This is a genomic window from Nonomuraea sp. MTCD27, assembly GCF_041950495.1.
Taxonomy (GTDB): Bacteria; Actinomycetota; Actinomycetes; order Streptosporangiales; family Streptosporangiaceae; genus Nonomuraea.
The window spans coordinates 218315-244819 of the sequence record NZ_JBGNUW010000020.1 but is presented as its reverse complement, the minus strand read 5'-3'; the positions used below and the strand labels follow the sequence as shown (position 1 = coordinate 244819).

Sequence of the window (26505 nt, the reverse complement as noted above, 5' to 3'; positions counted from 1 at the left end):
GTGCAAGACCAACTGGATCGAGATCAGGACCGGCACGTCCATGCGCGGCAGCATCAGCGTGTACGCCGCCGACGGCCGCTACGACACCTTCCGCTTCAAGGCCGGCGACGGCGGCCACCACTTCCGAGGCGTTGGAGAGGTCGGGCAGCACCACGTCGGCCCCCGCCTCGCGTAGCTCGCCCGCCATCGAGCGGCCCGACGCGACCCCGATCATCGCGGCCCCGCCGATCTTCGCCGCCTGCACGTCCCGCGTGGAGTCCCCGATCACCACGGTGTTGGCCGCCGTGAATGGCGTGCCGAGCCGCTGCTTGGCCCGCGACTGCGCCACCTGCAGCAGCGTCGCCTTCGGGTAGACCTCCTCGCCGTAACCCCCGAGGTCGAAGTCGATGTGCTTGTCGAGCCCGAACGCCTTCAGCTTGTGCACGGCGTTGCTCTTGATCGTCCCGGTCAGCACCGTCTGGACCACGCCGTCGAGCCGGGACACCGACTTCAGCGCGTCCTTGGCCCCGGGCATCATCCGCCCCTGCTTCGCCAGCCGCCCGCGCCGGTCGGCGAAGGCCGTGGCGAGCGCGGCCAGGAACCGGGGCAGGTGGCCGTCCTCGGCCACGATGCCGTTGACGGCGAGCGTCTCGAAGACGATCTCTGAGTCGGGGCGGCCGAGCGGGGGCACGAGTTTGACCAGCGGGCGCCCGGTCACCAGGCGGAACGCCTCGGCGTAGGCGTCTCTGGTCACGATGGCGACGTCGACCAGTGTCAGGTCGACGTTCCACAGCACAAGGCGATTGATGGCGGCCTCCTGAGGGATCCCTGCAAGGGTACGGCCGTCGCCGCTCTCAGGGCTCCTGCCTGACCGATTTAAGCATGATCAGGCATAGTCGAACGCTTCGGCCAGCGTGTCCACCACCGGCAGCCCGGTGCCCTCCAGCTCCGCCCTGGTGGTCATCCCGCCGGTGTAGAGCACCGCCCTGGCGCCCACGTGCTTGGCGGCGAGCCCGTCGTCGATGCTGTCGCCGATCACCAGGATCTCGTCGGCGTCGACCCCGATGGCCTCGATGTGCGCGGTCATGTGCGCGGCCTTCTCGCCACCGGTGGCCCCCGTGAGGCCGTCGATCCGGGTGAAGTGCGGGGTGATGCCGAACGACTCGACCTTGGGCACGAGGTGGGCGTGCGGCGCCATCGAGCAGAGCGACTGGGTGCCCGTCCAGTTGGACAGCAGCAGCTCGGCGTCCGGGGCCAGCCCGCACACGTCGCTCAGCCGGTAGTAGTGCTCGTGGAACCCGTCATCGAGCAGCTCCCACTCGCCCTCGCCGAGCGGGCGGCCGAGCAGGCGCTCGTAGGCGACCCAGATGGGCCGGGTGTAGACCGCGCGGAAGCCGTCGGCGGTCAGCTCGGGCAGCGCGTACGGCCTGAAGATTTCGTTGGTGGCCCCGACCACGGCGTCCACGTCGTGGAAGAGCGTGCCGTTCCAATCCCAGATTATGTGCTTCGTCATGTTGCATCCAGCCTAGATGGCCGGTGTGACATTCCGGTGAACCAGGGGCCGCGCCCGCGCGGCCACGACCCCCTCGATCGCGCTAGCGGCAGGCCTTGCCCGTGGTGCCGGAGCCGTTCTGGCCGCCGTTGCCGCCGCCCCACTGCACCGAGGCGCTGCCCCAGGCGCACATGTTGTTGGCCCAGAGCATGTCGCCCCAGTGCCGGCCGCCGTTGCCGGCCTTGAAGCGGAAGGTGTCGTAGCGGCCGTCGGCGGCGTACACGCTGATGCTGCCGCGCATGGACGTGCCGGTCCTGATCTCGATCCAGTTGGTCTTGCACCTGCCGGACCACATGAGCTTGATCGTCCCCACCTGGCCGTGGGCCCGGCTCTTGATCGTGGCGGACTTCACCGCGCGGGCGGAGTTGCCGCAGCCCGACCTGTAGGGGTCCTGATGGTCGTACGGCTTGAGCGCAGCCTGGGCGTGCGCGGGAGAGCCCGCCAGGAGGGTCATCGCACCTATGGCGATCGCCGCGACTCGACGCTTCACGTGGTACCGACTCCTTCGATCAGACGAATGTGCTGCGTCGGGACCTTAGCGAGGCGCTGCTCCCTTCGGCCGAGGAAGCGCACCCCATGTGATCTCACCGTTATGAACCGAGGAGGTCGGGAATCTCCTGGGTCGCGTACCACATGAGCTCGTGCGCCTCCGCCCCGTCCACGGTGAACCGCGCGTCGTCGTCGCCCTGGTCGGAGGCGGGCAGCGCGGCGATGGCGGCCTCGACGTCGGGGACCGCGAACTCGTCGTCGATGTGCACCGAAGCCACCTTGGCCACCGGGATCGGCTCGGCGAGGCGTACTCTGGCGCGCTCCTCCAGATCGACCCCGGCGGCCACCGAGCGGTCCGGCACCTCGGCAGCGATCACCACGCGCCGGGGCGGCGCCTCGACGCCGTCGGCGCGGTCGGCGGCCAGCATGCGCAGCGAGGCGCGGGCCGCCTCGGTGAGCGCGACGTATTCGAGCTCCTCGGTGTCCCCCGAGGCGTACCACTCGGTCAGCGCGGGGGTCACCGCATAACCGGTCAGCGGGGCCGGGCCCAGCTCTCCGGCCTCGACCGCCGAGGCCAGGGCCGGAAGAGTGCACGGCAGATAGACGCGCATGACGAACCTTTCCAAGCTTGCGAGGGCACTGCTATGGGGAAACCAGCGTCACCAGACCGCCACCCTACTCATAGTGCCTGGTCAAGACCGAAGTGACGGCCTACTTCAGCCTGAGGCGCAGGAGGGTCTCCAGCTCCGCGATCGTGGTGTCCGCGTCGCGGTGGTGGATCCCCGCGATGCCGAGTGCCTGCGCGGCGACGATGTTGGCCTCGATGTCGTCGACGAACACGCACTCCTCGCCGGCCAGGCCGATCTGGCCGAGGGCGTGGTGGAAGATGCGCGGTTCGGGCTTGCGCATGCCGACCTCGCCGGAGATCACGACCGCGTCGAAGAGCTCCTCCCAGTCGTCCCGGGGGTAGGTGTTGGACCAGGAGTTGGACAGCAGGCAGGTCTTGAGACCGCTCTGTCGTACGTCGCGCAGCATGTCGTACATCGCGTCGACCCGCTCGAAGCCCGCGAACATGCGCTCCAGCAGCCCTTCGGCCACCGGCGGCACCCCGTCCAGGGTGAGCAGCCGGGAGGCCAGGTCGCGCTCGAAGGAGGACCCGTCGATCTCGCCCCGTTCGAGGGCGTGGATGAGGCTCTCGCCGTCGCCCCCGCTGTAGGCGTGGTCGATGAGTTCGCGCATCACGGTGTAGTAGCGGTCCCTGTCGATCCGGTCCGCCACGATCCAGCGCGCGATGGAGTCGGAGAGGCTGGTCGTCAGCACCCCGCCCCAGTCGATGAGCACACCCGTAACCATCGTTCTAGGGTAGAGCGTCCCGCAAATGACTTTAACGCGACTCGGCCATTTATCTATGGATTAAACCCATCTAAAAGGATGTCCGTAATATCCAGTTAAGGTGTTCCCCCAGCGTTAGATCGCTACCCAGAAGGGACCGCCGTGCGGACGACGATCCTGATCATCTCCCCGGAAGAGTGGACCGCTCCGGGACTCGAACTCTTCCAATTCGCCCCTATCATCCCAGGTGGACCTGAATGGTTCACCAAACCGGTCCTGATTGTCCTGCTGAGCTCGGTCATCGCCATCGCCCTGTGCTGGGCCGCGTTCGCCAAGCCGAAGATCGTGCCACGGGGCTGGCAGAGCATCGGCGAGTACACCTACGACTTCGTACGCGACCACATCGCCAGACCCAGCCTGGGCAAGGACTCCGACCGCTGGATGGGCCTGCTCCTGACGATCTTCCTCACCGTGCTCATCTGGAACCTGATGGGCGTCGTCCCGTTCATCCAGTACCCTGTCGCCGCCAGCGTCAACTTCCCGGCGGTGCTGGCGCTCAGCGTGTACGGCGTCAAGATCTACCTCGGCGTCAAGCACCACGGCGTACGCGGCTACCTGCGCGGCATCGTGCACCTGCCCGGCCTGCCCGGCTGGGCCTACGGGCTCTACGCCCCGCTGATCCTCGCCGAGGTGTTCATCACCTCGCTGTTCACCCACTTCATCCGGCTGTTCGCGAACATGTTCGCCGGCCACGTCATCGTGGCCTTCTTCAGCTCGGTGGGCTTCTGGTTCCTGTTCGAGCAGCTCACCCCGCTGGGCGCGGGCCTCGGCGTCCTCGGCGTGCTGATGACGATCCTGATGACCGCGTTCGAGATGTTCATCCAGTTCCTGCAGGCGTTCCTGTTCGCCATGCTGGCCGCGATGTTCATCGCCAGCGGGCTGCGCGGCGCGCACTAATTCCCGGCTCGGGCGGCCAGCCTGCGGTGCTCGGACGAGCGCAGCACGCCGGCCGCCTCCTCCGCCGAGGCCACGGGCGCCTCGGTCAGCAGTCCCTTGTTCTGCTTGAGCGTCAGCAACCTGGTGACCGACTGGTCGAGGCGCTGCTCGGAGATCCGGCCCGACTTCACCGCCGCCAGCACCGCCTCGTAGGCCCTGGGCAGGTCGTTGGGCATGAGCAGCAGGTCGGCCCCGGCCAGCACGGCCCGCACCGCGATCTCCCCGTCGTTGTACTTCTTGCGCACCCCGGCCATGTTGAGCGCGTCGGTGGAGATCACGCCCTTGAAGCCGAGCTGCTCCCGGAGCAGGCCGGTCAGGATGGGCTTGGACAGCGTCGCCGGGTCGCCGGACGAGTCGAGCTTGGGGAAGACGATGTGGGCGCTCATCACGGCGTCGACGCCCGCGCCGATGGCGGCCTTGAACGGCGGCGCGTCGATCCGCTCCCACTCCGACTTCGTGTGCTTGATCACCGGCAGCCCGGTGTGGCTGTCCACGGAGGTGTCGCCGTGCCCCGGGAAGTGCTTGGCGGTGGCGGCGATCTTCGCCTCGCCGAAGCCCTTGACCGCCGCGGCGACCATCTTGGCCACCCGCTGCGGATCGTCGCCGAAGGCCCGCCTGCCGATGACCGGGTTGCGCGGGTTGACGTTCACGTCGGCGACGGGGGCGAAGTCGAGGTTGACGCCGAGCGCGCGCAGCTCGTCGCCGGTCGCCTTGGCCACCTCTCTCGACAGGCCGGTGTCCCCGGTCGCGCCGATCTGGGAGGCGCCGGGGAAGTCCGTCATGAGGGCGGACATCCGGGACACCAGGCCGTTCTCCTGGTCGGTGCCGATCAGCAGCGGCACCTCGTCCGAGGCGCGCTGCAGGCCGTTGGTGAGGCCGACGACCTGGCCGATGCTCTTGACGTTCTGCGGGAAGAGGATCACGCCGCCCAGGTGGTATTTCGCGATCACCTTGGCCGGGGTCCGGGCGGTGTATCGGGCCTGGTTCTCGCCCGAGACCGTGTCGGCGGCGGTGCCGTACAGGACGGGCATGAAGAGCTGGCCGACCTTCTCCTCCACGCTCATTTTCGCCAGGACCCGCTGGACCGGGCTCTGCTGCGGCGCCGCCGTCGTCTGAGCGGGCGTCTGAGCGGGCGTCTGCGCGGGCGGGGCGGCCTTGCCCCCGGTCGGCGCCGAACCAGCCGTGCCGGCCGTGCCGGCCGTGCCCGGGGAGGCCCCGCCACCGCCGCACGCAGTGAGCGCGATCACCAGGAGCCCTGTCGTGCCGATCCGTCGAAGCATGCCTTCAAAGGTATCCATGTGACGACCCGGCCGGGCCCGGCGCTTACCGAAACCGGCCGGAACTACAACCCCAGCCTGCCGAGCCCGGGCAGGTGAACGCGGGCCGCCGCACGCGCGTCGGCCGCCGAAGGTTGCGCCCGCGCCGCCCCGGCCGCCGTCCGGCACTGCTCCAGCGTGTGCGCGGCCAGCCCGGCGCGTACGGCCGCCAGCGCGGACGGCGCCATCGACAGCGAGGTCACCCCGAGGCCGGCCAGCACGCAGGCCAGGGCCGGATCCGCGGCCGCCTCCCCGCAGACCCCGCACGGCTTGCCCGCCCGCCCCGCGGCCTGCGCGGCCATGGCCACCAGATCGAGCAGCGCCGGCTGCCACGGATCGTGCAACGTGCTCACGGCGCCGAGCTGGCGGTCGGCGCCGAAGGCGTACTGGCTCAGGTCGTTCGTGCCGATCGAGACGAAGTTCACCCTGGCGAGCAGGTCGCGGGCCCGGAGCGCGGCCGCCGGGACCTCGATCATCACGCCGACGTCCGCCAGGCCCTTCTCCCGGCACTCCCGGGCGAACCACGCGGCCTCCTCGGCCGTGGCCACCATCGGCGCCATCACCTGCAGCCCCGCGCCGGCGACCTCCGCCAGCGCGCCCAGCTGCGCGTCCATCACCTCGGGGAACTTCCGGAACGTGCGCAGGCCGCGCTCCCCCAGCGCCGGGTTCGGCTCGGTGGGCGACGGCAGGAACGCCAGCGGCTTGTCCGCGCCGGCGTCCAGCGTCCGCACCACCACCTTGCCGCCCGGGAACGCCGCCAGCGCCGCCCCGTACGCCTGCCGCTGCTCCTCGGCGGAGGGCGGCTCGGCGCGGTCGAGGAAGAGGAACTCGGTCCGGTAGAGCCCGACGCCCTCCGCGCCCGCGGCCACGGCGGCGTCGAGGTCGGCCGGGCCGCCGACGTTGGCCAGCAGCGGCACCCGGTGCCCGTCGGCGGTCGCGCCGGGACCGGTCCACGACGCGAGCGCGGCCTGCCGGGCCGTGGCGGCGCCGACCGCGTCGGCCACGTCGGCCTCGGCGGGCTGCACGCGTACGTCGCCGGAGGTCCCGTCCACCATCACCTGGACGCCCGGCGGGATGCCGGTCGCGCCCGGGCAGGCCACGACGGCGGGCACGCCCATCGCCCTGGCCATGATCGCGGTATGGCTGGTCGGGCCGCCCTCCTCGGTGACGAACGCGACCACGTGCTCCCTGGACAGCAGCGCGGTGTCGGCGGGGGCGAGATCCCTGGCGACCAGCACGTACGGCTCCGCGGGCCGCGACGGCAGCGCCGGAATGGCCTGCCCGTAGAGCAAGGCGATCACGCGATCCCTGATGTCGCCCAGATCGGCGGCCCGCTCGCCCAGATATCCGCCGGACCCGGCCAGCACGTCCCGATATTTCGTGAAAGCTTCGAAGACGGCCCTGGGAGCGGCCAGGCCGCGGTCGATCAGCGACCTCACCTTCACGACCAGCCCCGGGTCCTCGGCCATCAGCGCCTGGGCCTTGAGGATCTCCTCGGCCTCGCCGCCCGCCTGGTTGCCGCGGGCCTCCAGCTCGCCCGCGACCCGCGTGAGCGCGGTCATCGCGCGCTCTTTCTCCTGCTCCGCCTCACCGGTGTAGGTGGCGCCCTCGGGGGGTTCGGGCACGGAGACGGTCAGAACGTAAGAGGGCCCGTGCCCGATCCCCGGGCTGACCCCCACCCCCCGCAGGTTCATGGCGTACTGGCTATCGTGGCCAGCTCGTCGAGCACTTCCTCGGCGCCCTCGCCCTCCGCGGAGATCACCACGGTCTCGCCCTGGCGGACGTCGAGGGCCATGATCGCGAGGATGCTCTTGCCGTTGACCGGGCCACCGCCGTGGGACTTCGCCACCGTGATGTCCATCGGGGCCAGCTTGGCCCGCGAGACGAACGTCGCCGCGGGACGGGCGTGCAGCCCTACCTCCGCCGCCACGGTGACCTTGCGCTCACCCATCGTGCCGCTCCTCCTTCTGTGCCGGTCCAGACCACCCGGACCTGTGGACGTCAGCGCCGGCCGCTCGGGGCAAATCTGGCGCTTCTCTATTGTGCCGGGCCTATTGTGACGGGTCCGGCCCAATACGGAGGCAGCGACCGGCGTCACATCCAAGCCGGCCGGAGCGGCCACTATTCCCATCTGAAGAGCTCGTCTCCCGCGTGCACCGCGCCCTCCCGGACCCCGCTCAGGGCCTCGGAAAACGCGTCCAGCGCGACGACGGGGCAGACCGGCGAGCGGCCGCCCGCCTCGATGACCGCCGGGTCCCACGCGACGACCGGCTGCCCGGCGCTCACCCTGTCGCCCTCGGCCGCCAGCAACTGGAACCCCTTCCCCTTGAGCTGGACAGTGTCGATGCCCAGGTGCACCAGCACGCCCTTGCCGTCGTCCCCCACGATGACGTACGCGTGCGGGTGCAGTTTCATTATTTTTCCCGCTATGGGGGCCAGGGCATTCCCGGGCCCCCGCAGCGGATCGATCGCCGTTCCCGGCCCGACCAGGCCCGCCGCGAACACCGGATCGGGCACGGCGGCCAACCCCACAGCTGCCCCCTCAACCGGGGCGAGAACAGTCGTCATGGTCTCGCCCTTAGCCGATGATGTCCTCGATGTCGCTGGCGATCGTGTCCGCCTCCGGTCCGACGACGACCTGGACCACGTTCCCCGCGGCCATCACGCCATGCGCGCCGGCCGCCTTGAGCGCCGTCTGATCCACCTTGGCCGCGTCGCGCACCTCGGTGCGCAAGCGGGTGATGCAGGGCTCGATGTCGATGATGTTGTCGGCGCCGCCCAGCCCGGCGATGATCGCATTCACATCCGCCGCCATCCGGTCCTCCCTAGGACTAGCACTCTGACCAGGCTAGATCAGTCGGTCTGGGTGACCTTGTTCAGGCCGCGCGGCGCGTCGGGGTCGATGCCGAGCCGGCGGGCCAGCGCCTCGGTGAGCAGCTGCCCCGGCACGATGAGGCCCATGGGGGCCAGCCATTCGGGCAGGTCGGGGCCGTTCAGCGCGGCCGTGCCGGCCCGGGCGAGCGCGGTGCCGCCCCCGATCGTGTACGCCGCCGCCCCCGCCGCCACGACCCGCTCGGCCAGCGCGACCGTCCCCTGCAGCGTCGGGCTGTTCTCGGAGGCCACCAGCAGCGCCGGCGTGTCGGCGTCCACCACGGCGATGGGGCCGTGCAGCAGGTCGGCGTACGACAGGCCCATGGCGTGCAGGTAGCAGGCCTCCTTGAGCTTCAGCGCGGTCTCCAGCGCCGTCGAGAACGCCAGCCCCCGCCCGGACACGACCACGCCCGGCTTGTCGAGCAGCCCCTCGACCACGGCGTCCAGGTCCCCCGGCTCCGCGACCAGCTTCTCCACCGCCTCGGGCACCCGCTGCAGCTCGTCCGCGTCGACGTCCGCGCCCAGCCCGATGGCGAGCACCGCCAGCGCCGCGAGCTGCGTCGTGTACGTCTTCGTGGCCGGGACGGCCTTCTCCTCGCCCGCCACCGTGCACAGGGCGACGTCGGCCGCCTGCGCCAGCGGGCTGTCCGGGCCTCCGTTCGTGATGCCGACGGCCTTGGCCCCGCAGTCCTTGGCCCAGGTCAGCGTCTCGACGATCTCCTCGGTCCGCCCCGACTGCGAGATGGCGACCGCCAGCACGCCGTCCAGGTCGAGGCGGCGCTTGTACGTGGTCGCGATCGACGGCGCCGCCAGCGCGGACAGCCGCCCGGCGTGCGATTCGACCAGGTAGCGCCCGTACACTGCTGCGTTGTCGGAGGTGCCACGTGCGATGAACAGCAACTGGCGAGTCTGCTCGCCCATGGCCTTGATCTCATCGACTTTGGGGAGCAGGGAGTCCAGCGTGGCCCGCAGCGCGGTCGGCTGCTCGGCGATCTCGCTGCGCATCTTGGTGGTCATCTCGGGCTCATCCCTCAACTCATTGCGGTTCAGACTTGACCGTCTTTCGCGACATGTGGTCTAGTCCGGACTAGACCAGTACGAACCATAGCCCATTGCCCAGGTAGTGACGAGGGGAGGATCCGTGGCGCACATCGATCCGGACAGCCCGGTGCCCAAGTATTTCCAGCTTCGCGAGATCCTGCTGGACCTCATCGACAGCGACGAGCTCAGCATCGGGGCGGCCATCCCGTCCGAGCGCGAGCTCTGCCAGCGCTTCGGCCTGTCCAGGATGACCGTACGGCAGGCCGTCGACCACCTCGTGTCCGAGGGCCGCCTGCACCGCGTGCCCGGCAAGGGGACGTTCGTCGCCCGGCCGAAGATCGAGCTGGCCCTGCAGCTCACGTCGTTCACCGACGATATGCGGGCGCGGGGCATGATCCCGGGCTCGCGCGACCTCGACCGCCGGATCGTGCGCGCCAGCGCCCATCTGGCCAAGGAGCTGGGCATCCAGCCGGGCGAGGAGGTGCATTTCATCGAGCGCCTGCGTACGGCCGACGGCGAGCCGCTGTCGATCGAACGAGCCCACATCCCGGTCAAGCTCGCCCCGGACCTGGCCGACTACGACTTGTCGGATAAATCACTGTATGAGCTGCTGGAGAGCCGCTACGGGCTCGTCATGGACGCCGGGGAGCTCACCATCGACGGCGGCATCGCCGACCCGAGCGACGCCGACCTGCTGAAACTGCCGCGCGGCGGGGCCGTACTGCTGCTGCAGCGCCGGTCGTTCTCGGGCGGCGCGTGCGCGGAGCTGGGCGTGTCCACGTACCGCGCGGACCGCTACCAGCTGCGCACCCTCCTCGAGATGCCCTCCAGGCGGAGCTGACACCCGGCCGGTCCCTCACCGCCGACACCCCTACCCCCTCGGAGAGTCCCGGAGAAACCCGTTCCCCGCGATACCCGGCTCCCGGAGGATCGAACCCAGAGTCCAGTCCTGGCCCCCACAGGCCCCGGAGGAACGACCGGTGAACGAGACCACCGCCGCCCGGCCTTCGCCGTTCGCTCGCGTGATGACCGTGCTCCAGCGGCTGGGCCGCTCCCTGATGCTGCCCATCGCCGCCCTGCCGGCGGCCGCCCTGCTGCTGCGCTTCGGCCAGCCCGACATGCTCGGCTCCAACGGCGCCGAGCCGGGCGGGCTGGCCGACGTGGCGGGCCTGGCCTGGATGAACCAGGTGGCCGACGTGCTGGCGGCAGCCGGGGCCGCGCTGTTCGAGAACCTGCCGCTGCTGTTCGCCGTGGGCGTGGCCATCGGCTTCGCCCGCAAGTCCGACGGCTCCACGGCCCTCGCCGCCGTGGTGGGCTACCTGGTCTTCGACCGGGTGACGAAGGTGATGTTCTTCGGCTCGGACATCCGGGACACCGTAAGCATCACGGAGGTGCAGGACCAGGGCATCAAGGAGATCATCAACTACGGCATGCAGAACCCCACCAAGGTCCTCGGCGGCATCGTCATGGGCCTGGTCGCGGCGTTGCTCTGGCAGCGCTTCCACCGCATCAAGCTGCCGTCGTGGCTGGCGTTCTTCGGGGGGCGGCGCTTCGTACCGATCATCACCTCGATCGTGGCCCTGCTCATCGGCGTGGTCTTCGGCTGGCTCTGGCCGGTGATCGGCGAGTGGATCCGGCACGGCGGCGAGGCCCTGACCGCCATCGGCCCGATCGGCACCGGCATCTACGGCCTGATCAACCGCCTGCTGATCCCCCTGGGCCTGCACCACTTCGTCAACTCGGTGGTCTGGTACGTGGTGCCGCAGTGCGACGTCGGCGGCCGGGTGCTGGGCGGCGACTGGAACTGCTACTTCGGCGGCGCCCCGCAATCGGGCCAGTTCATGGCCGGCTTCTTCCCCGTCATGATGTTCGCCCTGCCGGCCGCCGCCCTGGCGATGTGGCGCGCGGCGCCCAAGCACCGGCGGGCCACGGTGGGCGGGATCATGTTGTCGGCGGGGCTGGCGTCGTTCGTCACGGGGATCACGGAGCCGATCGAGTTCGCCTTCATCTTCGTGGCCCCCCTGCTGCTGGTGGTCCACGCGGTCCTGACGGGCGTGGCGATGGCCCTGACCACGCTGATCGGCGGCCAGCTCGGCTTCGGCTTCTCCGCCGGGCTGCTGGACATGCTGCTGAACGCCAGCAAGTCGAACACCGAGAACCTGCCCGGCATCCTGCTCCTGGGCGTGATCTACGGCGTGCTCTACTACGTCGTGTTCACGTTCCTGATCCGCAGGCTCAACATCCTGACCCCCGGCCGCGAACCCGAGCCCGACCTCGACTCCGGCGAGACCTAGCGGCGTTTCCCGCGGAACCGCCAGGGGGTAGTAACCCTCCAACCCCCGCGTCACGAACGGACACACCTGCCGCGGGGGGTGACCAGGACCATGCGCGCAGCCTGGTGGTCATCGACCTTCGCCGTGCTGCAACGCATTGGCCGCTCGCTCATGATGCCCATCGCGGTGCTCCCGGCCGCGGGCCTGCTCTACCGCTTCGGCCAGGACGACATGCTCGGCAAGGACGGCCTGGGCGGCACCCTGCCCTGGCTCCTCCCGGTGGCCAGGGTCATGGCCGCGGCCGGCGGGGCCCTCTTCGACAACCTCCCGCTGCTGTTCGCCGTGGGGGTGGCGATCGGCTTCGCCCGCAGGTCCGACGGCTCGACGGCGCTGGCGGCCCTGGTCGGCTACCTGGTCTTCGACCACGTGACCAAGACCCTGTTCTTCGAGGCGGGGCACGGCGCGGTCTACACCAAGGTCGCCGTGACCCTCCAGAACGGCGCCCCCACCCTCAACGTGGGCGCCCCGAACCCCACGGGCGTGCTGGGCGGCATCCTCATCGGCATCACGGCCGCCCTCCTCTGGCAGCGCTTCCACCGCCTGAAGCCGCCCGCCTGGCTGGCCTTCTTCGGCGGCCGCCGCGCCGTGCCCATCATCACCGCCGTCGCCGCCCTGGTCCTCGGCGTCGCCTTCGGCCTCCTCTGGCGCCCGGTGGGCGACCGGCTGGCGGAGGTCGGCGACTGGCTCTCGGCCCACGGCACGGCCGGGACCGGCATCTACGGCGTGGCCAACCGCCTGCTCATCCCCATCGGCCTGCACCACTTCCTCAACACCATCGTGTGGTTCACGCTCCCGGAGTGCCACGCGGGCGTGGACGGCGCGACTCGGAACGCGGCGGGCGACCTGAACTGCTATTTCGCCGGCGAGCAGGGGGCGGGCATCTTCATGACCGGCTTCTTCCCGGTCATGATGTTCGGCCTCCTGGGCGCCGCCCTCGCGATGTGGCGCGCCGCCCCACCGGCCCGCCGCCCCGCCGTGGGGGGCATCCTGCTCTCGGCCGCCCTGACGGCCTTCGTCACGGGCATCACCGAGCCCCTGGAGTTCGCCTTCATCTTCGTCGCCCCCGCGCTCTTCGTCCTCCACGCCCTCCTGACGGGCCTGTCCATGGCCCTGATGGCCGAACTCGGCGCCCGCCTGGGCTTCACGTTCTCGGGAGGCGCCATCGACCTGCTGCTGAACGCCGGCAAGTCCAATACGCACGGCCTGGGGCTGATCATCCTGTTCGGCCTGGCGTACCTGCTTCTCTACTACGCCCTCTTCACCCTCCTGATCCGCGCCCTCGACCTGCCCACCCCCGGCCGCGAGCCCCCTCAGGAAAGGGACGTTACCCAAACCCGGGAACCGACCGACCCAAACGGTTTGGGATAGCCCCAGACCCCACTGATCAGGCCCGCAACACCCTGGCACCTCCCGAAGAGGGAATCCAACTTCCCACAACCTTCCCCCACAAAAACGCGCGAAGTCGGTCACCGACCGCGGAAGTTGGCGCGATTTGTATTCCTGAGCCGGGCCGAAAACTCCTTATATCGATTCTTTCTCCACCCAAGGAATTGGAGGATTGCGTGTCCCCGGCATCCCGCATCGGCCTCACCCCCGCCCCCGAGCCGTCCCGCGACGAGGAGCGACCACCGCGGACCCCGGCCACCCAGGGCGCGCTGGCCCTGGACACCCGCCCCCTGGTATGGGGCCCGCCGGGCGCCATGCCCGACGAGCGCAAGCTCCGCCACCTCGGCCAGGCCCTGGCCGAGGTGCTCGCCGGTCGCCGCCCGCCCGAGACCATGGCCGACCGGCTCACCGACCGCGCCTACCGGGAGCTGGTGAGAGCGGGCCGGATGATCCACGCCAGCCGGCCCCCGTTCGCCAGGAGCGTGCACATGAAAGAGCCCCGCGACGGCGCCATAGAAATGTGCGTTCTCGTGCACTGCGGCGACCGCGACCACGTCCTCGCCGTACGCCTGGAAAGACAGGGGCTGCAATGGCTGTGCACCGACTTCGAAACGGCGTAGCGGACGTGCGACCCCAATAAAAAGACCCCCACCTGGAAAGTGGGGGTCTTCGAAGGAATTAGGATCAGGCCGCGTGCTTCGGGTCTCCGTGGCAGCGCTTGTACTTCTTGCCCGACCCACACGGGCAAGGCGCGTTGCGCTCCACGTTCCCGTACGCCGCCCGCTCCTCCTGCGTGGTGCGGACCTTCACGTGCTCGACCTCACCCTGCTCGCCGGGCGCGGAGTATTCGAGCTCGGCGGGCCGCTCCGGCCCCCGCAGCCCGCGCGCGATGATCGAGCGGGTCTCCGCCAGCACCGCGTCCTCTTCCTCGACGATCGGGTTTTCCTGCACCTCCACCTCGAGGTTGAACAGGAAGCCGACGGAGTCCTCCTTGATGCCCTCGAGCATCGCGGCGAACATCTCGTAACCCTCGCGGGCATATTCGATCTTCGGGTCCTTCTGCGCGTAGGCCCGCATGCCGATGCCCTCGCGCAGGTAGTCCATCTCGTAGAGGTGCTCGCGCCACTTGCGGTCGAGGACCGAGAGGATCACGCGGCGCTCAAGGTCACGCATGGTCTCGGCGCCGAACTCCTCCTCGCGCCGGTCGTAGGCGGCCAGCGCGTCGGCCTTGACCTTCTCGCTGATGAGCTCGGCGGTCAGCTCCTCGCGGCCGCCGGCCTCCTCGATGAGGTCCTCGGCCCGGACGGAGACCGGGTAGAGCTCCCCGAACGCCTTCCACAGCTTGTCGAGGTCCCACTCCTCGGCGAAGCCCTCGGCCGTGGCGCCCTGGACGTAGCCCTGGATCACCTCGCCGACGAAGCCGCGCACCTGCTCGTGCAGGTCGGCGCCCTCCAGCACGCGGTGGCGCTCGGCGTAGATGACCTTGCGCTGGCGGTCCATCACCTCGTCGTACTTCAGAACGTCCTTGCGGATCTCGAAGTTCTGCTGCTCGACCTGGTGCTGGGCGGAGGCGATGGCCTTGGAGACGATGCCGGACTCGATCGGCTGGTCGTCGGGGATCTGCAGCCTCGTCATGATCATCTCGACGCGGGCCGAGTTGAACAGGCGCATCAGGTCGTCGCCGAGCGACAGGTAGAAGCGCGACTCGCCGGGGTCGCCCTGACGGCCGGAGCGGCCGCGGAGCTGGTTGTCGATGCGGCGCGACTCGTGCCGCTCGGTGCCCAGGACGTAGAGGCCGCCGAGCGCGGTGACCTCGTCGTGCTCGGCCTGGACCGCCGCCCGCGCCTTCTCCAGCGCCTCGGGGTAGGCCTTCTCGTATTCCTCCGGCGTCTCGACCGGGTCGAGGCCGCGCTGGCGCAGCTCGAGGTCGGCGCGGAACTCGGAGTTGCCGCCGAGCATGATGTCGGTGCCTCGACCGGCCATGTTGGTGGCGACGGTGACGGCGCCCTTGCGGCCCGCCTCGGCGATGATCGACGCCTCACGCGCGTGGTTCTTCGCGTTGAGCACCTCGTGCGGCACGCCGCGCCGCTTGAGCGCCTTCGACAGCCGCTCCGACTTCGCCACCGAGGTCGTGCCGACGAGCACCGGCTGGCCGGCCTCGTAGCGCTCCTTGATGTCCTCGACCACCGCGTCGAACTTGGCGTCCTCCGTCTTGTACACCACGTCGGCCTGGTCCTTGCGGATCATCGGCCGGTTGGTGGGGATGGGGACGACGCCCAGCTTGTACGTCTGGTGGAACTCGTTGGCCTCCGTGGCCGCCGTGCCGGTCATCCCGGCCAGCTTGTCGTAGAGGCGGAAGTAGTTCTGCAGGGTGACCGTGGCGAGAGTCTGGTTCTCGTCCTTGATCTTCACGCTCTCTTTGGCCTCGATGGCCTGGTGCATGCCCTCGTTGTAGCGGCGGCCGTGCAGGATGCGGCCGGTGAACTCGTCGACGATCAGGACCTCGCCGTCGGAGACGATGTAGTCCTTGTCCTTCTTGAACAGCTCTTTGGCCTTGAGCGCGTTGTTCAGGAAGCCGACGAGGTGGGTGTGCTCCGGCTTGTAGAGGTTGTCGATGCCGAGCCAGTCCTCGACCTTCTCGACACCGGCCTCCAGGATGCCGACCGTGCGCTTCTTCTCGTCGACGATGTAGTCGCCGGTGCTCTCCTCGCCCGGGTTCTTCGCCTCGACACCCCTGCGCAGGCGGGGGACGATCTTGGCGAACTCCTGGTACCACTTGCCCGACTGCTCGCCGGGGCCGGAGATGATCAGCGGCGTGCGGGCCTCGTCGATCAGGATCGAGTCGACCTCGTCGACGATCGCGTAGTTGTGGCCCCGCTGCACGCACTCCTCGAGCGACCACGCCATGTTGTCGCGCAGGTAGTCGAAGCCGAACTCGTTGTTGGTGCCGTAGGTGATGTCGGCTTGGTATTGCTTGCGCCGCTCCTCGGGCTGCTGGCCGGAGATGATGCATCCGACCTCGAGACCGAGGAAGCGGTGAATGCGACCCATGGTCTCCGCGTCACGCTTGGCCAGGTAGTCGTTGACCGTGATGACGTGCACGCCCTTGCCGGAGATGGCGTTGAGATAGGACGGGAGCGTACAGGTCAGGGTCTTGCCCTCACCGGTCTTCATCTCCGAGATGTTGCCCAGATGAAGGTTGGCGCCACCCATGATCTGCACGTCGTACGGTCGCTGGCCGAGCACGCGGCGGGACGCCTCGCGCACGGTCGCGAACGCCTCGGGAAGCAGATCGTCGAGGGTTTCGCCGTCCGCATAGCGCTGCTTGAATTCGTCCGTCAGCGCACGCAACTCCGCGTCGGACAGGCTCGTGAAGTCGTCCTCGATGGAGTTGACCTGGTCTGCGATCCGCTTGAGCTTGCGCAGGATCTTGCCTTCGCCGGCACGTAGGATCTTGTCGAGAATGGCTGCCACTTTATGTAAAGCTCCTCGCAGGTCTACCCCGGCGGCGCCGCCAGGAGGAGAGGCCGAGACAAACTTCCCCGTTGCCATCGTAGGCGGTTCCGCAACCAGACACAGCCACCGTGACGACGAGGGCGCAGAACCTGTCTGGGAGAATGGGTCAAGGCAGAGGGTATGCCGGTTGAGCGCCGGCTCGCACCAATAAGCGGGATATCCGGCAAAGGAAGGATTAGTCATGGTTGAGGGGAAGAAGTCGGAGCAAACGGAGAATCTCGGCAGCCACGGGGGGCGCGCGTCTTCGTGGCTCGCGGTGACCGTGATGCTGGTGGGAACCGTCGTGGCCGGCTTCGGGCTGACTGCCGCCAACTGGACGCTCGTCTGGATCGGCGCCGGCGTGTTCGTCGTCGGCGGTGTCCTCGCCCTCGTCTTCGACATCTTCACCGATGTCGTGATCGACGCGCCCCGCGTGGGCATGCGCGCTGAAGATCACCGCTGAGCAGGCTCCACCGGCGGGCGCCCGATCCAGGGCCGCCCGCCGTTTCCATGCCCGGCCCCGGATCGACACGTACGACCCACCCCGGCCCCGGATCGACACGTACGGCCCCACCCCGGCCCCCGTCGGCACCTGCCCCCGGCGCTGTAGGCGCCGCCCCGCTCCCGTCAGCGCCCGCCCCGCTACTGGAGGCGCGGGTCCGTTCCTGACGGCGCCAGCTGGGCCCTGGCGGCGTTCGTCCCGGTCCTGACGGCACCCGTCGCCATCCTGGCGAACTCCGGGCGCAGTCCTGACGGCGCCCGTCGCCGTTCTGGCGGATTCCGGGCGCCGCCCTGGTGGCTTTTGGGCGCCGCCCTGGTGGCTTTTGGGCGCCGCCCTGGTGGCACCAGCCCGATTTTCTGTCGGTGCCCGCCGCTAGATTGCTCGCATGCATCGCCGTACGTACACGCAGACATGACCGGTGCGATCGACCTGACCCCCGAGGAGGCGCGCCGGGTCGTCCTGCGCTCGCAGGGCTTCGTCGGCGCCGAGGCGCGCAAGGGCGGGGTGCGGGCCATGCTGCGCAGGCTGGGCGCCGTGCAGCTCGACACGATCTCGGTCCTGGCCCGCTCCCACGAGCTGGTCGCGTACGCCCGCCTGGGCGCGGTGGGCCGCTCCGACGTCGAGCGCGCCTACTGGCACAATCCCGCCCAGAGCTTCGAATACTGGTGTCACGCCGCCTGCATCCTGCCGATCGAGCACTGGCCGCTCTATTCGTTCCGCCGCCGGGCGTTTCGCGAGCGGCGTTATCGCTGGCACGAGGTCCCCGACGGGGTGGAGAAGCTCCTCGACCAGGTCCGCGAGTCGGGCCCGCTGACCACCTCCGACGTGGGCGGCGCCAAGAACGGCGGCCCGTGGTGGGACTGGTCCGAGTCGAAGATCGGCCTGGAGTGGCTGCTCGACATCGGTGAGCTGGTCTGCACCCGCCGCGTGGGCTGGCGCCGCGTCTACGACCTGGCCGAGCGTGTCGTCCCCGCCGAGCTCCTGGCCGAAGACCTGTCCGACGAGGAGTGCGTCGTACGCCTGGCCGGCATCGCGGGACGATCGCTGGGCGTGGCCAACCGCACCGACCTCATCGACTTCCTGCGCCTCAAGGGCCGCCACGCGGCGATCCTCGACGAGGTCCTGCTCAGCGGCGCGGCGGGCCTGGTGCCCGTGACGGTGAGCGGCTGGCCGGGCAGGAAGGGCCTGGCCAACGCGTGGGCGGATCCGGTGGCCCTGGAGTCGGAGCCGCGTGGCCGGCACCGCACGACGCTGGTGTCGCCGTTCGACTCGCTCATCTGGCACCGGGGGCGCACCGAGCGGGTGTTCGGCTTCACGTACACGCTGGAGCTCTACGTCCCCAAGCACAAGCGGGTGCACGGCTATTTCACGATGCCGGTGCTGTCCGGGGGCCGCCTGATCGGGCGTGTCGACCCCGCGCGCGAGGGCTCCACGCTGGTGGCCAGGCAACTCAGCCTGGAGCCGGGCCTCTCGGCCGCCAAGTGGGCCGACGCCTTACGGGAGGCCCTGTGGTCGGCGGCCGAGTGGGTGGGCTGCGACGCCGTACGCGTCGAACGCGCCGACCCCCCTGAGCTGCTCCCGATCCTGAACGCCCCTCGCCCGACCTGAGCCGCCCCGCCCCGCCGCCCAGCCGATCCCCATCCGGACCACGGTTCATCGGAGCTGGGCCGGGGCTGCCGAGCTGAGCCTCCGGGCGTGGCGCGTTGAATCTTTGGGCGTGGCAGGCCGAATCTTTGGCGTGGCGGTGAGTCTCCGGGCGTGGCGGGCCGAGCCGACCGGGCGCTGAGCCGGGCCCTGAGCCGAACCGGCCGGGGGCCGAGCAAGCCGGACGCTGAGCGAACCGGCGGGGGCCGAGCAAGCCGGGCGCTGAGCCGGACCGGGCAGCCGAGTGGACGTGGACCGCCCGCCCTGCGGGGCCGATCAGGCCCCAACCGTCCCGCCCGAGCCGAGCCGAGGCGGGGGTCAGGTGATCTCGAGCATCCGCTCCCGTACCGCGTAGACCACGGCCTCCATGCGCGAGTGAAGCTGAAGTTTGTCGAGGATGTTGCGCACGTGGTTCTTCACGGTGTTCTCGGAGATGAACAGCTGCTTGGCGATCTCGCGGTTGTTCATGCCCTTGGCCACCAGCCGGAGGACCTCCATCTCCCGGTCGGTCAGCCGGGGGACGGGGAGCTGGGGAGGCCGCTCGGCCTCCTTGCGGCTCATGTTGGCGAACTCGCTGATCAGCTTGGCCGCCATCGCCGGGTTGATTAACGACTGGCCTTCGTGCACGCCGCGCACCGCGGCGGGGACGTCGTTGATCTGGACGTCCTTGAGCAGGTAGCCGGTGGCTCCCGCCTTGATGGCCTCGAAGAGGTCTTCCTCTTCGTCGCTGACCGTCAGCATGATGATGCGGGTGCTCGGGACAGAGGCCTTGATGCCCTTCGTCGCCTCGATCCCGTCCTGCCGGGGCATGCGTACGTCCATGAGCGCGACGTCGGGCATGAGGCGATCGGCCAGTTCGACCGCCTCCTGCCCGTCGCTCGCCTCACCGACCACCTCGATATCGGGCTCAGCGGCCAGCGCCAGCGCCAGGCTCCGCCTGATCAGCTCGTGATCGTCAACGATCATCACGCGGATCGGCTCGCTCGCCGGCGCGCGGACCTCGCCAGACTCGGTCACGAGGCCTCCTCGATCCGCCTCGCGACGGTCCACCTCGCGACGGTCCGCCTCGCGCCTGCCTTTCCCTCGCTTCGCTCGCTCATCTCTACCTGACTGAGCTCGCTCACGTCTCCTCCTCGTCGGGGGGCCAGAGCCGTTGAACCGCCATGATGGCATGTACCGGCGGTTCTCGGGTGGTCGAGAAGATCTTTTAGCGCGCGATCAGGGCTCTACGAGCCGCAACACGCCGTAGTTGTAGCCGCGTCTGTTGTAGACGACGCACGGCTGGCCGCTCTCCTTGTCACGGAACAGGTAGAAATCGTGTCCGACCAGCTCCATCTCCAGCAGGGCCTGGTCGATGGTCATGGGTTCCGCTCGGTGGAACTTCTCCCGCACGATGAGCGGCCCGTCGCCGTCCATCTCGATCGGGACGATGTCGTCGTAGAGCTGGTCACTCTTCTGCTGCAGCTCGTCCTCGTCGGGCTCGACCTGCTTGGGGACGGTGGGCTGCGTGGTGGGCGCGAGGTCGGCGACGTCAGGGAGCGTCGCGGTGATCTGCGCCACCGAGGGCGGGCAATGGTTGCCGTGATGGACCTTGCGCCGGTCGGCCAGCCGCCGGAGGCGGCCTTCCAGCTTGTCGAGGGCCATGTCGAGGGCTGCGAATCGGTCGTCGGCCGAGGCCTCGGCACGAATGGCCGGTCCTCGCGAGTGAATGGTCAGCTCGACGCGCTCCCGCTGACCGGCGAGGCGCGGATTGCGTTCCTTCGACACCTCCACATCGACTCGGATGAGTTTGTTGTCCAGACGTTCGATCCTGGCCAGCTTGGTCGTCACTTGGTCTCGGAACCGATCACTGACTCCTGTGTGCCGGCCCTTGACGATGATGTCCATGCAACAGCCCCCCTTCGTCTAACGACTGAGCAAGAGCGCCCGACGATGTGCGTGTCGGACGGGGTCTTCTGTCTGCCTTTCTGTCACCGTTACCCTCTTCCGACTCGGCGTCACCGGGAACTCGGGCGGCACCCGCCCGGCCGACCTGGTCTTCGACCCCACATCCGCCTGCTGAGGGTTTCGCAGCTCTGATGCCACTACTGCCCTTCTCTTCTGACGGGGGACATCTGGACCCCCGGGAAGGCAGGACTTACCCCTAAGCCGCACCGTGATCGGTCGACAAAGAGTCGCCTTACGTGGACCGTTTTGCCTGCGGCTGGCATCGGCTAGCAGAGCCGGGAACCCCGACCCTGCGCAACCACGGACCCGAACGGGTGCCATGTCAGAACGCTATCCGCATCCAGCGCGAATGTCAGCCGGAGCATCGGCCAAAGGATCACTTTCCGTGATTTTCGCGGGGTTGGTAAGCGCCTTCCGATGCCCTATTTAACCGATCGGCATCCCTTATGAGTGCGGGTCTCCCGTCCGCTGAGCAGCCCCACCGCCGCCCCAAGGGAAGACACATGTGACCTCCGGGCTAGTATCACGATTTGGATCTTTCTTTACACACCGTCACCGTAATGAGTTTCAAGATCTTCGGCGTGTCGCGCCCGCCGTCACCGCCAGCGGCACCACGACCCCGTGTGCCCGCAGGGCCCTGGCGGCCTCGGCGAGGGTCGCGCCGGTCGTGACGATGTCGTCCACGAGCAGCGCACGAGCCGCTGGAGGGCCTTTCGCGGCCGGTCGCACCTGAAGTGACCCGGCGAGGTTGGAGCCTCTCTCGGCGGAGCTCAGGCCCGCCTGGTCCGCCACCCGCCTGGTCTGCCCCAGCCCCGCCCACACCACGGCCCCCAGCCCCAGCCCCCGCAGCCGTGCGGCGACCAGCGTCGCGAGCCTGCCCACGGGATCGTGCCCCCGGCCCCGGACGCTCCGCCGCGTGCTGGGCACCGGCACCACGGCGAACCGCCCGCCCGTCCACTCGGCGGCGTGCCCCATGGCCGCCACCACCGTCCGGGTCACCGCCTCCGCCAGCACCCCCGCCAGCGACACGACGCCCCGCTCCTTGTAGGCCACGATCGTCCTGCGCACGACCCCCTCGTAGGGGGCCGCCGCCCAGCAGTCGGGCAGCCCGGGCGGCGCGGGACTCGGGAGCCGCCTGGCCGGGGCGCCGGTCAGGGCGGTGAAGCAGCGCGCGCAGCACGACGCCCCCTTGGCGCCGCACCCCGCGCAGGAGGGCGGAAGGACCAGATCGAGTACGGCGTTCAGCACGCGGCCCAGCATGCCCCCCGCCACCGACGGTTTCCGCCGGCACCTCGACGGATCAGCCCAGGGGGAACAGCGGGGCGCCGGCGCCGGAGTCGATCTTGGGCGTCCAGGTCTGCCGGTCCTGGCCCAGTTCGATGAGCTTGGTGCTGTTGTCCGCCTTCGCCTCCGCCAGCACCCGGTCGCCCAGGGCGGCCAGGGACACGAGCCGGTCCTTCAGCGGCACCCCGGTGGTCTCCCCGTCGCCGACGTTGATCTCGCTGAGGATCTGCCCGGCCTTGCTCTCCACCAGCACCAGCACATGCTCGTCATCCCCCCAGACGACGTCGAGGATCTCGTCGCCCTCCTCGGTCGTGGTCAGCGACTGGAGGTTCCCCAGCGTCACCCCCGTGCCCTCACCGATCAGCGCGCCGATCTGGACGGTGTTCTTCCCGATGGTCACCACCACCCGGACGCCGTCCCTGGCGATCCTCAGCCGGGTGACGTCCAGCCCGTCCAACTGCTCGGGCACGCCGACCTGCCCGGTCCGCCCGCTGCCGGGGTCGTAGCGCAGCAGGGCGGCGTTCTTGCGGTCGTACGCCCACAGGGACCCGTCGCGGTGCCAGGTGGGCGGCGTGAGGTCCGTACCCTGGATGACCTCCTGCCAGCGTCCCTCCTGCGTCAGGGCCGCCACGGAGATGCCGGTCGAGGTCCTGGCGGCGACCAGGCCGTTGCGCTCCTTGGAGAGGGCGAAGCCGGAATAGCCCTCGCGCGGCTCGCCCGCCGCGCCCGCCACTGCGCCCCCCGGACCGTCCTTGCCCAGGTACTGGATCGCGCCCTTGCCGACGAAGTAGGCGGTGTCGCTGCTGTCGTCGAGCCAGCTCTCCTCGGAGTTGGGCCGGTCGATGAAGTACTGCTCGCCGTCCACCTGGACCTCGATGATGCGGCCCTTGGCGATCTCGTTCATGTTGAGGCTGTACCGGATCTGGGCTCTCAGCGCGGCCTCGGCGCTCAGGTCGCTCAGGTCGAGCGGGCCGGACAGGCTGATCACCACGCGCTCCTCGCCCGACCTGATCGACTCGATCTCGGTCCCGGACGGGAAGCTGGTGGTCACCGCGCCCTGCAGGGCCCCGGTCGGCGGCTTGAGCAGGCGTTCGAGCACGGTCTGCGCGAAGGTCTCGGTGGTCTTCAGCCGCAGGCGTACGCGATCGGCGACCAGCCGGTCCTGCAGGCCCCGGTTGAGGTAGTAGAGGTTCGTCGGCCGGTACGCCCGCGCCACGTCGGCGGCGGTGAGCAGGAGCCCGGGGGGCAGGTCGTTGACGCGGTAGCCGCCCTTCGGGTCCTTGACCAGCTCGTACGGCTTCACCCACGGCCCGGCCGTCGGCGCGTACGAGTCGTCCTGGTTGATGATGGCCGCATAGCGACCCTTGAGCGTGACCTTCTGCGTCGTCTCCGTGCCGTCGCGCGGAGGGGGCGGCACGACCTCGTAACCGTCCTCGATCACCGTCACGGGGCCCGAGGCCGAATCCTTCCACTTGGACAGGGCCGTGGGGGTCAGGTACTGCTCCAGGATCGACGGGTCGTCCGGATAGGCGGCCATCGCGGCCTGCAGGCCCCTGATGGTCTCCTCGGTGCCCCAGTCGCGCTGGGGCGGGATGGCGATCATGCGCTGGAACGACTTGCTGAGGGGGTCGCCGCCCCCGGCGTCGTTCACGGTGTACGGGCCGCTCACGGGGATCACGGTGCAGCCCGAGCCCGCGCAGACCACGGCGGCCACGATCGCCACCGCCATGCCGAGCCGCCTAGTCCTCGTCATGCCCGGCCCCGTCTCCCGTCGCCGGCAGCAGCACGGGCGTCATGGCGGTGCGCCACGTACGGCGCATCTCGATCTCGGGCGGCACCAGCGACAGGGGCGAGCCCTTCAGGTCGATCCCGGCCGACCTGGGCAGCGTCAGCCGGAACTGCGAGCCCTCGCCCGGCTGCCCCCACGCCTGCAGCCAGCCGCCGTGCAGCGTGGCGTCCTCGCGGGAGATCGCCAGCCCGAGGCCGGTGCCGCCGATGGTCCTGGCCCGCGACGGGTCGGCCCGCCAGAACCGGTCGAACACCATCGTGTCCTCCCCGCCCTTCAGCCCGATCCCGTGGTCGCGTACGGCGACGGCCACCGCGTCCCTGTCGGCGCCCACGGTGACCACGATGTCCCGACCCTCGCCGTGCTCGATGGCGTTGAACAGCAGGTTGCGCAGGATCCGCTCGACCCGCCGGTTGTCGACCTCGGCCATGCACGGCTCGTTGGGCAGCCTGAGCTCGAAGCGGGTGGCGTGCCGCTCGGCCAGCGCCTCGGAGTCGCCGATCGCGCGCAGCACCACGTCGCGGATGTCCACGGAGTCGAGGTCGAGCGTGGCCGCGCCCGCGTCGTAGCGGCTGATCTCCAGCAGGTCGGCCAGCATCGACTCGAACCGCTCCAGCTGCGCCTGCATGAGCTCCGCCGAGCGGGCGGCCATCGGGTCGAAGTCCTCGCGGGCGTCGTACAGCAGGTCGGCGGCCATGCGCACGGTCGTCAGCGGCGTGCGCAGCTCGTGGGAGACGTCGGAGACGAACTGCCGCTGGACCTGGGAGAGCTCCTCCAGCTGATGGATCTTCAGCGCCAGGTTGGCGGCCATCTCGTTGAAGGAGTTCGCCAGGCGGGCCAGGTCGTCCTCGCCGCGCACCTTGAGCCGCTCGTCCAGCTTGCCGGAGGCCAGCCGCTCGGCGGCCTGGCGCGCCAGGCGTACAGGGGTGACGACCTGCCGGGCGACCAGGTACGCGATGGCGGCCAGCAGCAGCACGAGCCCGAGGCCCACCACGACGATGGCGAGCCTGACGTTGGACAGCAGCTCCTCTTCCTCGTCGAACGGGAAGAAGTGGTAGACCTCGTAGTCCTCGCCGCTGATGGGCAGGTGCACGACGCCGCCGACCACGTACGTCAGCCTGGGCTGGCTCTCACCGGCGAACTTGATCGACTCGGTGTACCCGACGGCCTTGTCGTACTTGTACTCGCGGATGTTGCGCTGCAGGTTCAGCCGGAGCCCCCACGGCACGTTGGCCGGCGCCACGCTGCCCGACGCCCGGGACTCGCCCGGGGTCGTCAGGTTGAGGATCAGCACCTCGTAGCGCTTCTCCGAGCCGCCCTCGCCCGAGCCGGTGATGGTGTCCATGACCTCGTCGAGCGGGATGCCCGAGCCCTGCTTGCCGCTGTCGGCGGCCTTGGCCGGGTCGTCGGCCTCGGGGGCCAGCGCGTCGGCGATCTGCAGCCGGTCGGCGAACGCCTCGCTGCTGGAGGAGCGCTGGCTGCTGTCCACGACCGACTTGTTGATCTGGCCGAACAGGAACGTCCCCAGCACCACCACCACGATGACCGAGATCACCAGCGTGCTGGTGACCACCTGGAGCTGCAGCGAGCGCCGCCACGCGCGGCGCGTCCTGCCTGCCGCGCGACGTACCCGCCGGCGAACTCCCCCGAGGATCTGGCGGAGCGTGCGTCGGCGGGATCTCTTCTTCTTCGTCGGGGGCATGGCAGGGGAGGGCGAGGGTTAGGCGGGGCCGGCTTTGTAGCCGACGCCGCGAACCGTCACGACGATCTCGGGGTGCTCGGGGTCCTTCTCGATCTTGGCCCGGAGCCGCTGCACGTGGACGTTGACCAGCCGCGTGTCGGCGGCGTGCCGGTAGCCCCACACCTGCTCGAGCAGGACCTCCCGGGTGAAGACCTGGCGCGGCTTGCGGGCCAGCGCCACCAGCAGGTCGAACTCCAGCGGCGTGAGGTTGATCGTCTCCTCGCCGCGCTTGACCGAGTGGCCGGCCACGTCGATGGTGATGTCGCCGATCTGGAGGATCTCGGGGGTCGGCTCGTCGGTACGGCGCAGCCGCGCCCGCACCCTGGCCACCAACTCCTTCGGCTTGAACGGCTTGACGATGTAGTCGTCGGCGCCCGACTCGAGCCCGAGCACGACGTCGATCGTGTCGCTCTTGGCCGTGAGCATGACGATGGGCACCCCCGACTCAGCCCTGATCCTGCGCGCGACGTCGATGCCGTCGGCCCCCGGCAGCATCAGGTCGAGCAGAACCAGATCCGGGCGTGTATCCCGGAACGCGTCGAGGGCCTTGTCGCCGTCGGAGACAAATGACGGCTCGAAGCCTTCCCCCCGCAACACGATCCCCAGCATCTCGGCGAGAGCGGCGTCGTCATCGACGACCAGCACGCGACCTTTCATGGCCCCTCATTCGTTCTACGCATTGTGGGACATACCCGCACGATCGCTGAAGGTTACCCTTGGTCGGCCCATGAGTGTGACCTGAGCCCTACATAAGGCGAATTTTAGGTCCGCCCCCGCGACCGCAATCTCAGTCTGCGGTAACAGAGCGACT

25 protein-coding genes are annotated in these 26505 nt (G+C 69.7%); 7 read left to right on the top strand and 18 right to left on the bottom strand.

Features of this window, described 5'->3' with window-relative positions:
* The 5 genes from ACBJ59_RS46060 to ACBJ59_RS46040 all read right to left on the bottom strand — a co-directional run.
* A partial coding sequence (locus ACBJ59_RS46060) for an HAD family hydrolase (RefSeq protein ID WP_375116403.1) occupies window positions 1-775 on the bottom strand: 775 nt, incomplete at its 3' end.
* Window positions 776-865: 90 nt separating this feature from the next.
* Window positions 866-1492, bottom strand: coding sequence for an HAD family hydrolase (locus tag ACBJ59_RS46055; protein WP_375116402.1), 627 nt, complete (start codon window positions 1490-1492; stop codon window positions 866-868).
* Between the two features lie 82 nt (window positions 1493-1574).
* Window positions 1575-2021 (bottom strand): DUF2690 domain-containing protein, encoded by a 447-nt coding sequence (locus ACBJ59_RS46050; RefSeq protein WP_375116401.1) that lies wholly within the window; start codon window positions 2019-2021, stop codon window positions 1575-1577.
* 100 nt (window positions 2022-2121) lie between these two features.
* Window positions 2122-2631 carry a hypothetical protein gene (locus ACBJ59_RS46045; protein ID WP_375116400.1) on the bottom strand — a complete coding sequence of 170 codons (510 nt, stop codon included), beginning with the start codon at window positions 2629-2631 and terminating at the stop codon, window positions 2122-2124.
* A gap of 100 nt (window positions 2632-2731) precedes the next feature.
* Window positions 2732-3373 carry an HAD family hydrolase gene (locus ACBJ59_RS46040; RefSeq protein ID WP_375116399.1) on the bottom strand — a complete coding sequence of 214 codons (642 nt, stop codon included), beginning with the start codon at window positions 3371-3373 and terminating at the stop codon, window positions 2732-2734.
* Window positions 3374-3514: 141 nt separating this feature from the next.
* On the opposite strand from ACBJ59_RS46040, the gene ACBJ59_RS46035 reads away from it, so the two are divergent.
* Window positions 3515-4309: a F0F1 ATP synthase subunit A gene (locus ACBJ59_RS46035; protein ID WP_375116398.1), complete on the top strand. Its 795-nt coding sequence runs from the start codon at window positions 3515-3517 to the stop codon at window positions 4307-4309.
* Here the strand turns inward: ACBJ59_RS46035 and nagZ are convergent.
* From nagZ to ACBJ59_RS46005, 6 genes are all read right to left on the bottom strand, one after another.
* Window positions 4306-5628, bottom strand: coding sequence for a beta-N-acetylhexosaminidase (gene nagZ / locus ACBJ59_RS46030; RefSeq protein ID WP_375116397.1), 1323 nt, complete (start codon window positions 5626-5628; stop codon window positions 4306-4308). The genes ACBJ59_RS46035 and nagZ overlap by 4 nt on opposite strands.
* Window positions 5629-5690: 62 nt before the next feature.
* Complete coding sequence (gene ptsP / locus ACBJ59_RS46025) at window positions 5691-7358, bottom strand: phosphoenolpyruvate--protein phosphotransferase (RefSeq protein ID WP_375116396.1); 1668 nt, start codon at window positions 7356-7358, stop codon at window positions 5691-5693.
* The gene (locus ACBJ59_RS46020; protein WP_364119408.1) at window positions 7355-7615 is read right to left on the bottom strand and encodes an HPr family phosphocarrier protein; all 261 of its coding nucleotides are present in this window, start codon (window positions 7613-7615) and stop codon (window positions 7355-7357) included. The genes ptsP and ACBJ59_RS46020 overlap by 4 nt, the downstream gene beginning before the upstream one ends.
* 170 nt (window positions 7616-7785) lie before the next feature.
* Window positions 7786-8232, bottom strand: a complete 447-nt coding sequence (locus ACBJ59_RS46015) for a PTS glucose transporter subunit IIA (RefSeq protein ID WP_364119411.1) — start codon at window positions 8230-8232, stop codon at window positions 7786-7788.
* A gap of 10 nt (window positions 8233-8242) precedes the next feature.
* Complete coding sequence (locus tag ACBJ59_RS46010; protein WP_364119414.1) at window positions 8243-8479, bottom strand: PTS glucose/sucrose transporter subunit IIB; 237 nt, start codon at window positions 8477-8479, stop codon at window positions 8243-8245.
* Between the two features lie 38 nt (window positions 8480-8517).
* The gene (locus tag ACBJ59_RS46005) at window positions 8518-9552 is read right to left on the bottom strand and encodes an SIS domain-containing protein (RefSeq protein WP_375116395.1); all 1035 of its coding nucleotides are present in this window, start codon (window positions 9550-9552) and stop codon (window positions 8518-8520) included.
* A 124-nt stretch (window positions 9553-9676) separates the two neighbouring features.
* On the opposite strand from ACBJ59_RS46005, the gene ACBJ59_RS46000 reads away from it, so the two are divergent.
* The 4 genes from ACBJ59_RS46000 to ACBJ59_RS45985 all read left to right on the top strand — a co-directional run bounded on the left by ACBJ59_RS46000 (window position 9677) and on the right by ACBJ59_RS45985 (window position 13915).
* Complete coding sequence (locus ACBJ59_RS46000) at window positions 9677-10417, top strand: GntR family transcriptional regulator (protein ID WP_364119420.1); 741 nt, start codon at window positions 9677-9679, stop codon at window positions 10415-10417.
* Window positions 10418-10556: 139 nt separating this feature from the next.
* Window positions 10557-11870 (top strand): PTS transporter subunit EIIC, encoded by a 1314-nt coding sequence (locus tag ACBJ59_RS45995; protein ID WP_375116394.1) that lies wholly within the window; start codon window positions 10557-10559, stop codon window positions 11868-11870.
* Window positions 11871-11960: 90 nt separating this feature from the next.
* Window positions 11961-13277 (top strand): PTS transporter subunit EIIC, encoded by a 1317-nt coding sequence (locus ACBJ59_RS45990; RefSeq protein ID WP_375116393.1) that lies wholly within the window; start codon window positions 11961-11963, stop codon window positions 13275-13277.
* Window positions 13278-13471: 194 nt separating this feature from the next.
* Window positions 13472-13915, top strand: coding sequence for an Rv3235 family protein (locus ACBJ59_RS45985; protein ID WP_375116392.1), 444 nt, complete (start codon window positions 13472-13474; stop codon window positions 13913-13915).
* Between the two features lie 64 nt (window positions 13916-13979).
* Here the strand turns inward: ACBJ59_RS45985 and secA are convergent, their stop codons facing one another.
* Complete coding sequence (gene secA / locus ACBJ59_RS45980) at window positions 13980-16769, bottom strand: preprotein translocase subunit SecA (RefSeq protein ID WP_375116391.1); 2790 nt, start codon at window positions 16767-16769, stop codon at window positions 13980-13982.
* 223 nt (window positions 16770-16992) lie between these two features.
* On the opposite strand from secA, the gene ACBJ59_RS45975 reads away from it, so the two are divergent.
* Window positions 16993-17253, top strand: coding sequence for an HGxxPAAW family protein (locus ACBJ59_RS45975; RefSeq protein WP_364119434.1), 261 nt, complete (start codon window positions 16993-16995; stop codon window positions 17251-17253).
* 450 nt (window positions 17254-17703) lie between these two features.
* Window positions 17704-18900: a winged helix-turn-helix domain-containing protein gene (locus tag ACBJ59_RS45970; protein ID WP_375116390.1), complete on the top strand. Its 1197-nt coding sequence runs from the start codon at window positions 17704-17706 to the stop codon at window positions 18898-18900.
* A 354-nt stretch (window positions 18901-19254) separates the two neighbouring features.
* Here ACBJ59_RS45970 and ACBJ59_RS45965 read toward each other — a convergent pair whose 3' ends face one another.
* The 6 genes from ACBJ59_RS45965 to mtrA all read right to left on the bottom strand — a co-directional run bounded on the left by ACBJ59_RS45965 (window position 19255) and on the right by mtrA (window position 26351).
* Complete coding sequence (locus ACBJ59_RS45965) at window positions 19255-19902, bottom strand: response regulator transcription factor (protein WP_206067986.1); 648 nt, start codon at window positions 19900-19902, stop codon at window positions 19255-19257.
* Between the two features lie 252 nt (window positions 19903-20154).
* A complete protein-coding gene (gene hpf / locus ACBJ59_RS45960) occupies window positions 20155-20823 on the bottom strand; it encodes a ribosome hibernation-promoting factor, HPF/YfiA family (RefSeq protein ID WP_375116389.1) in 669 nt (222 codons plus the stop codon).
* Between the two features lie 627 nt (window positions 20824-21450).
* The gene (locus ACBJ59_RS45955; RefSeq protein WP_375116388.1) at window positions 21451-22131 is read right to left on the bottom strand and encodes a ComF family protein; all 681 of its coding nucleotides are present in this window, start codon (window positions 22129-22131) and stop codon (window positions 21451-21453) included.
* Between the two features lie 52 nt (window positions 22132-22183).
* On the bottom strand, window positions 22184-23920 hold the full coding sequence (locus tag ACBJ59_RS45950; protein WP_375116387.1) for an LpqB family beta-propeller domain-containing protein: 1737 nt from the start codon (window positions 23918-23920) through the stop codon (window positions 22184-22186).
* Window positions 23907-25655: an MtrAB system histidine kinase MtrB gene (gene mtrB, locus ACBJ59_RS45945; protein ID WP_375116386.1), complete on the bottom strand. Its 1749-nt coding sequence runs from the start codon at window positions 25653-25655 to the stop codon at window positions 23907-23909. Before mtrB ends, ACBJ59_RS45950 begins: the two co-directional genes overlap by 14 nt.
* A gap of 18 nt (window positions 25656-25673) precedes the next feature.
* Window positions 25674-26351 carry an MtrAB system response regulator MtrA gene (gene mtrA / locus ACBJ59_RS45940; RefSeq protein WP_043620615.1) on the bottom strand — a complete coding sequence of 226 codons (678 nt, stop codon included), beginning with the start codon at window positions 26349-26351 and terminating at the stop codon, window positions 25674-25676.
* Between the last annotated feature and the right edge of the window lie 154 nt (window positions 26352-26505).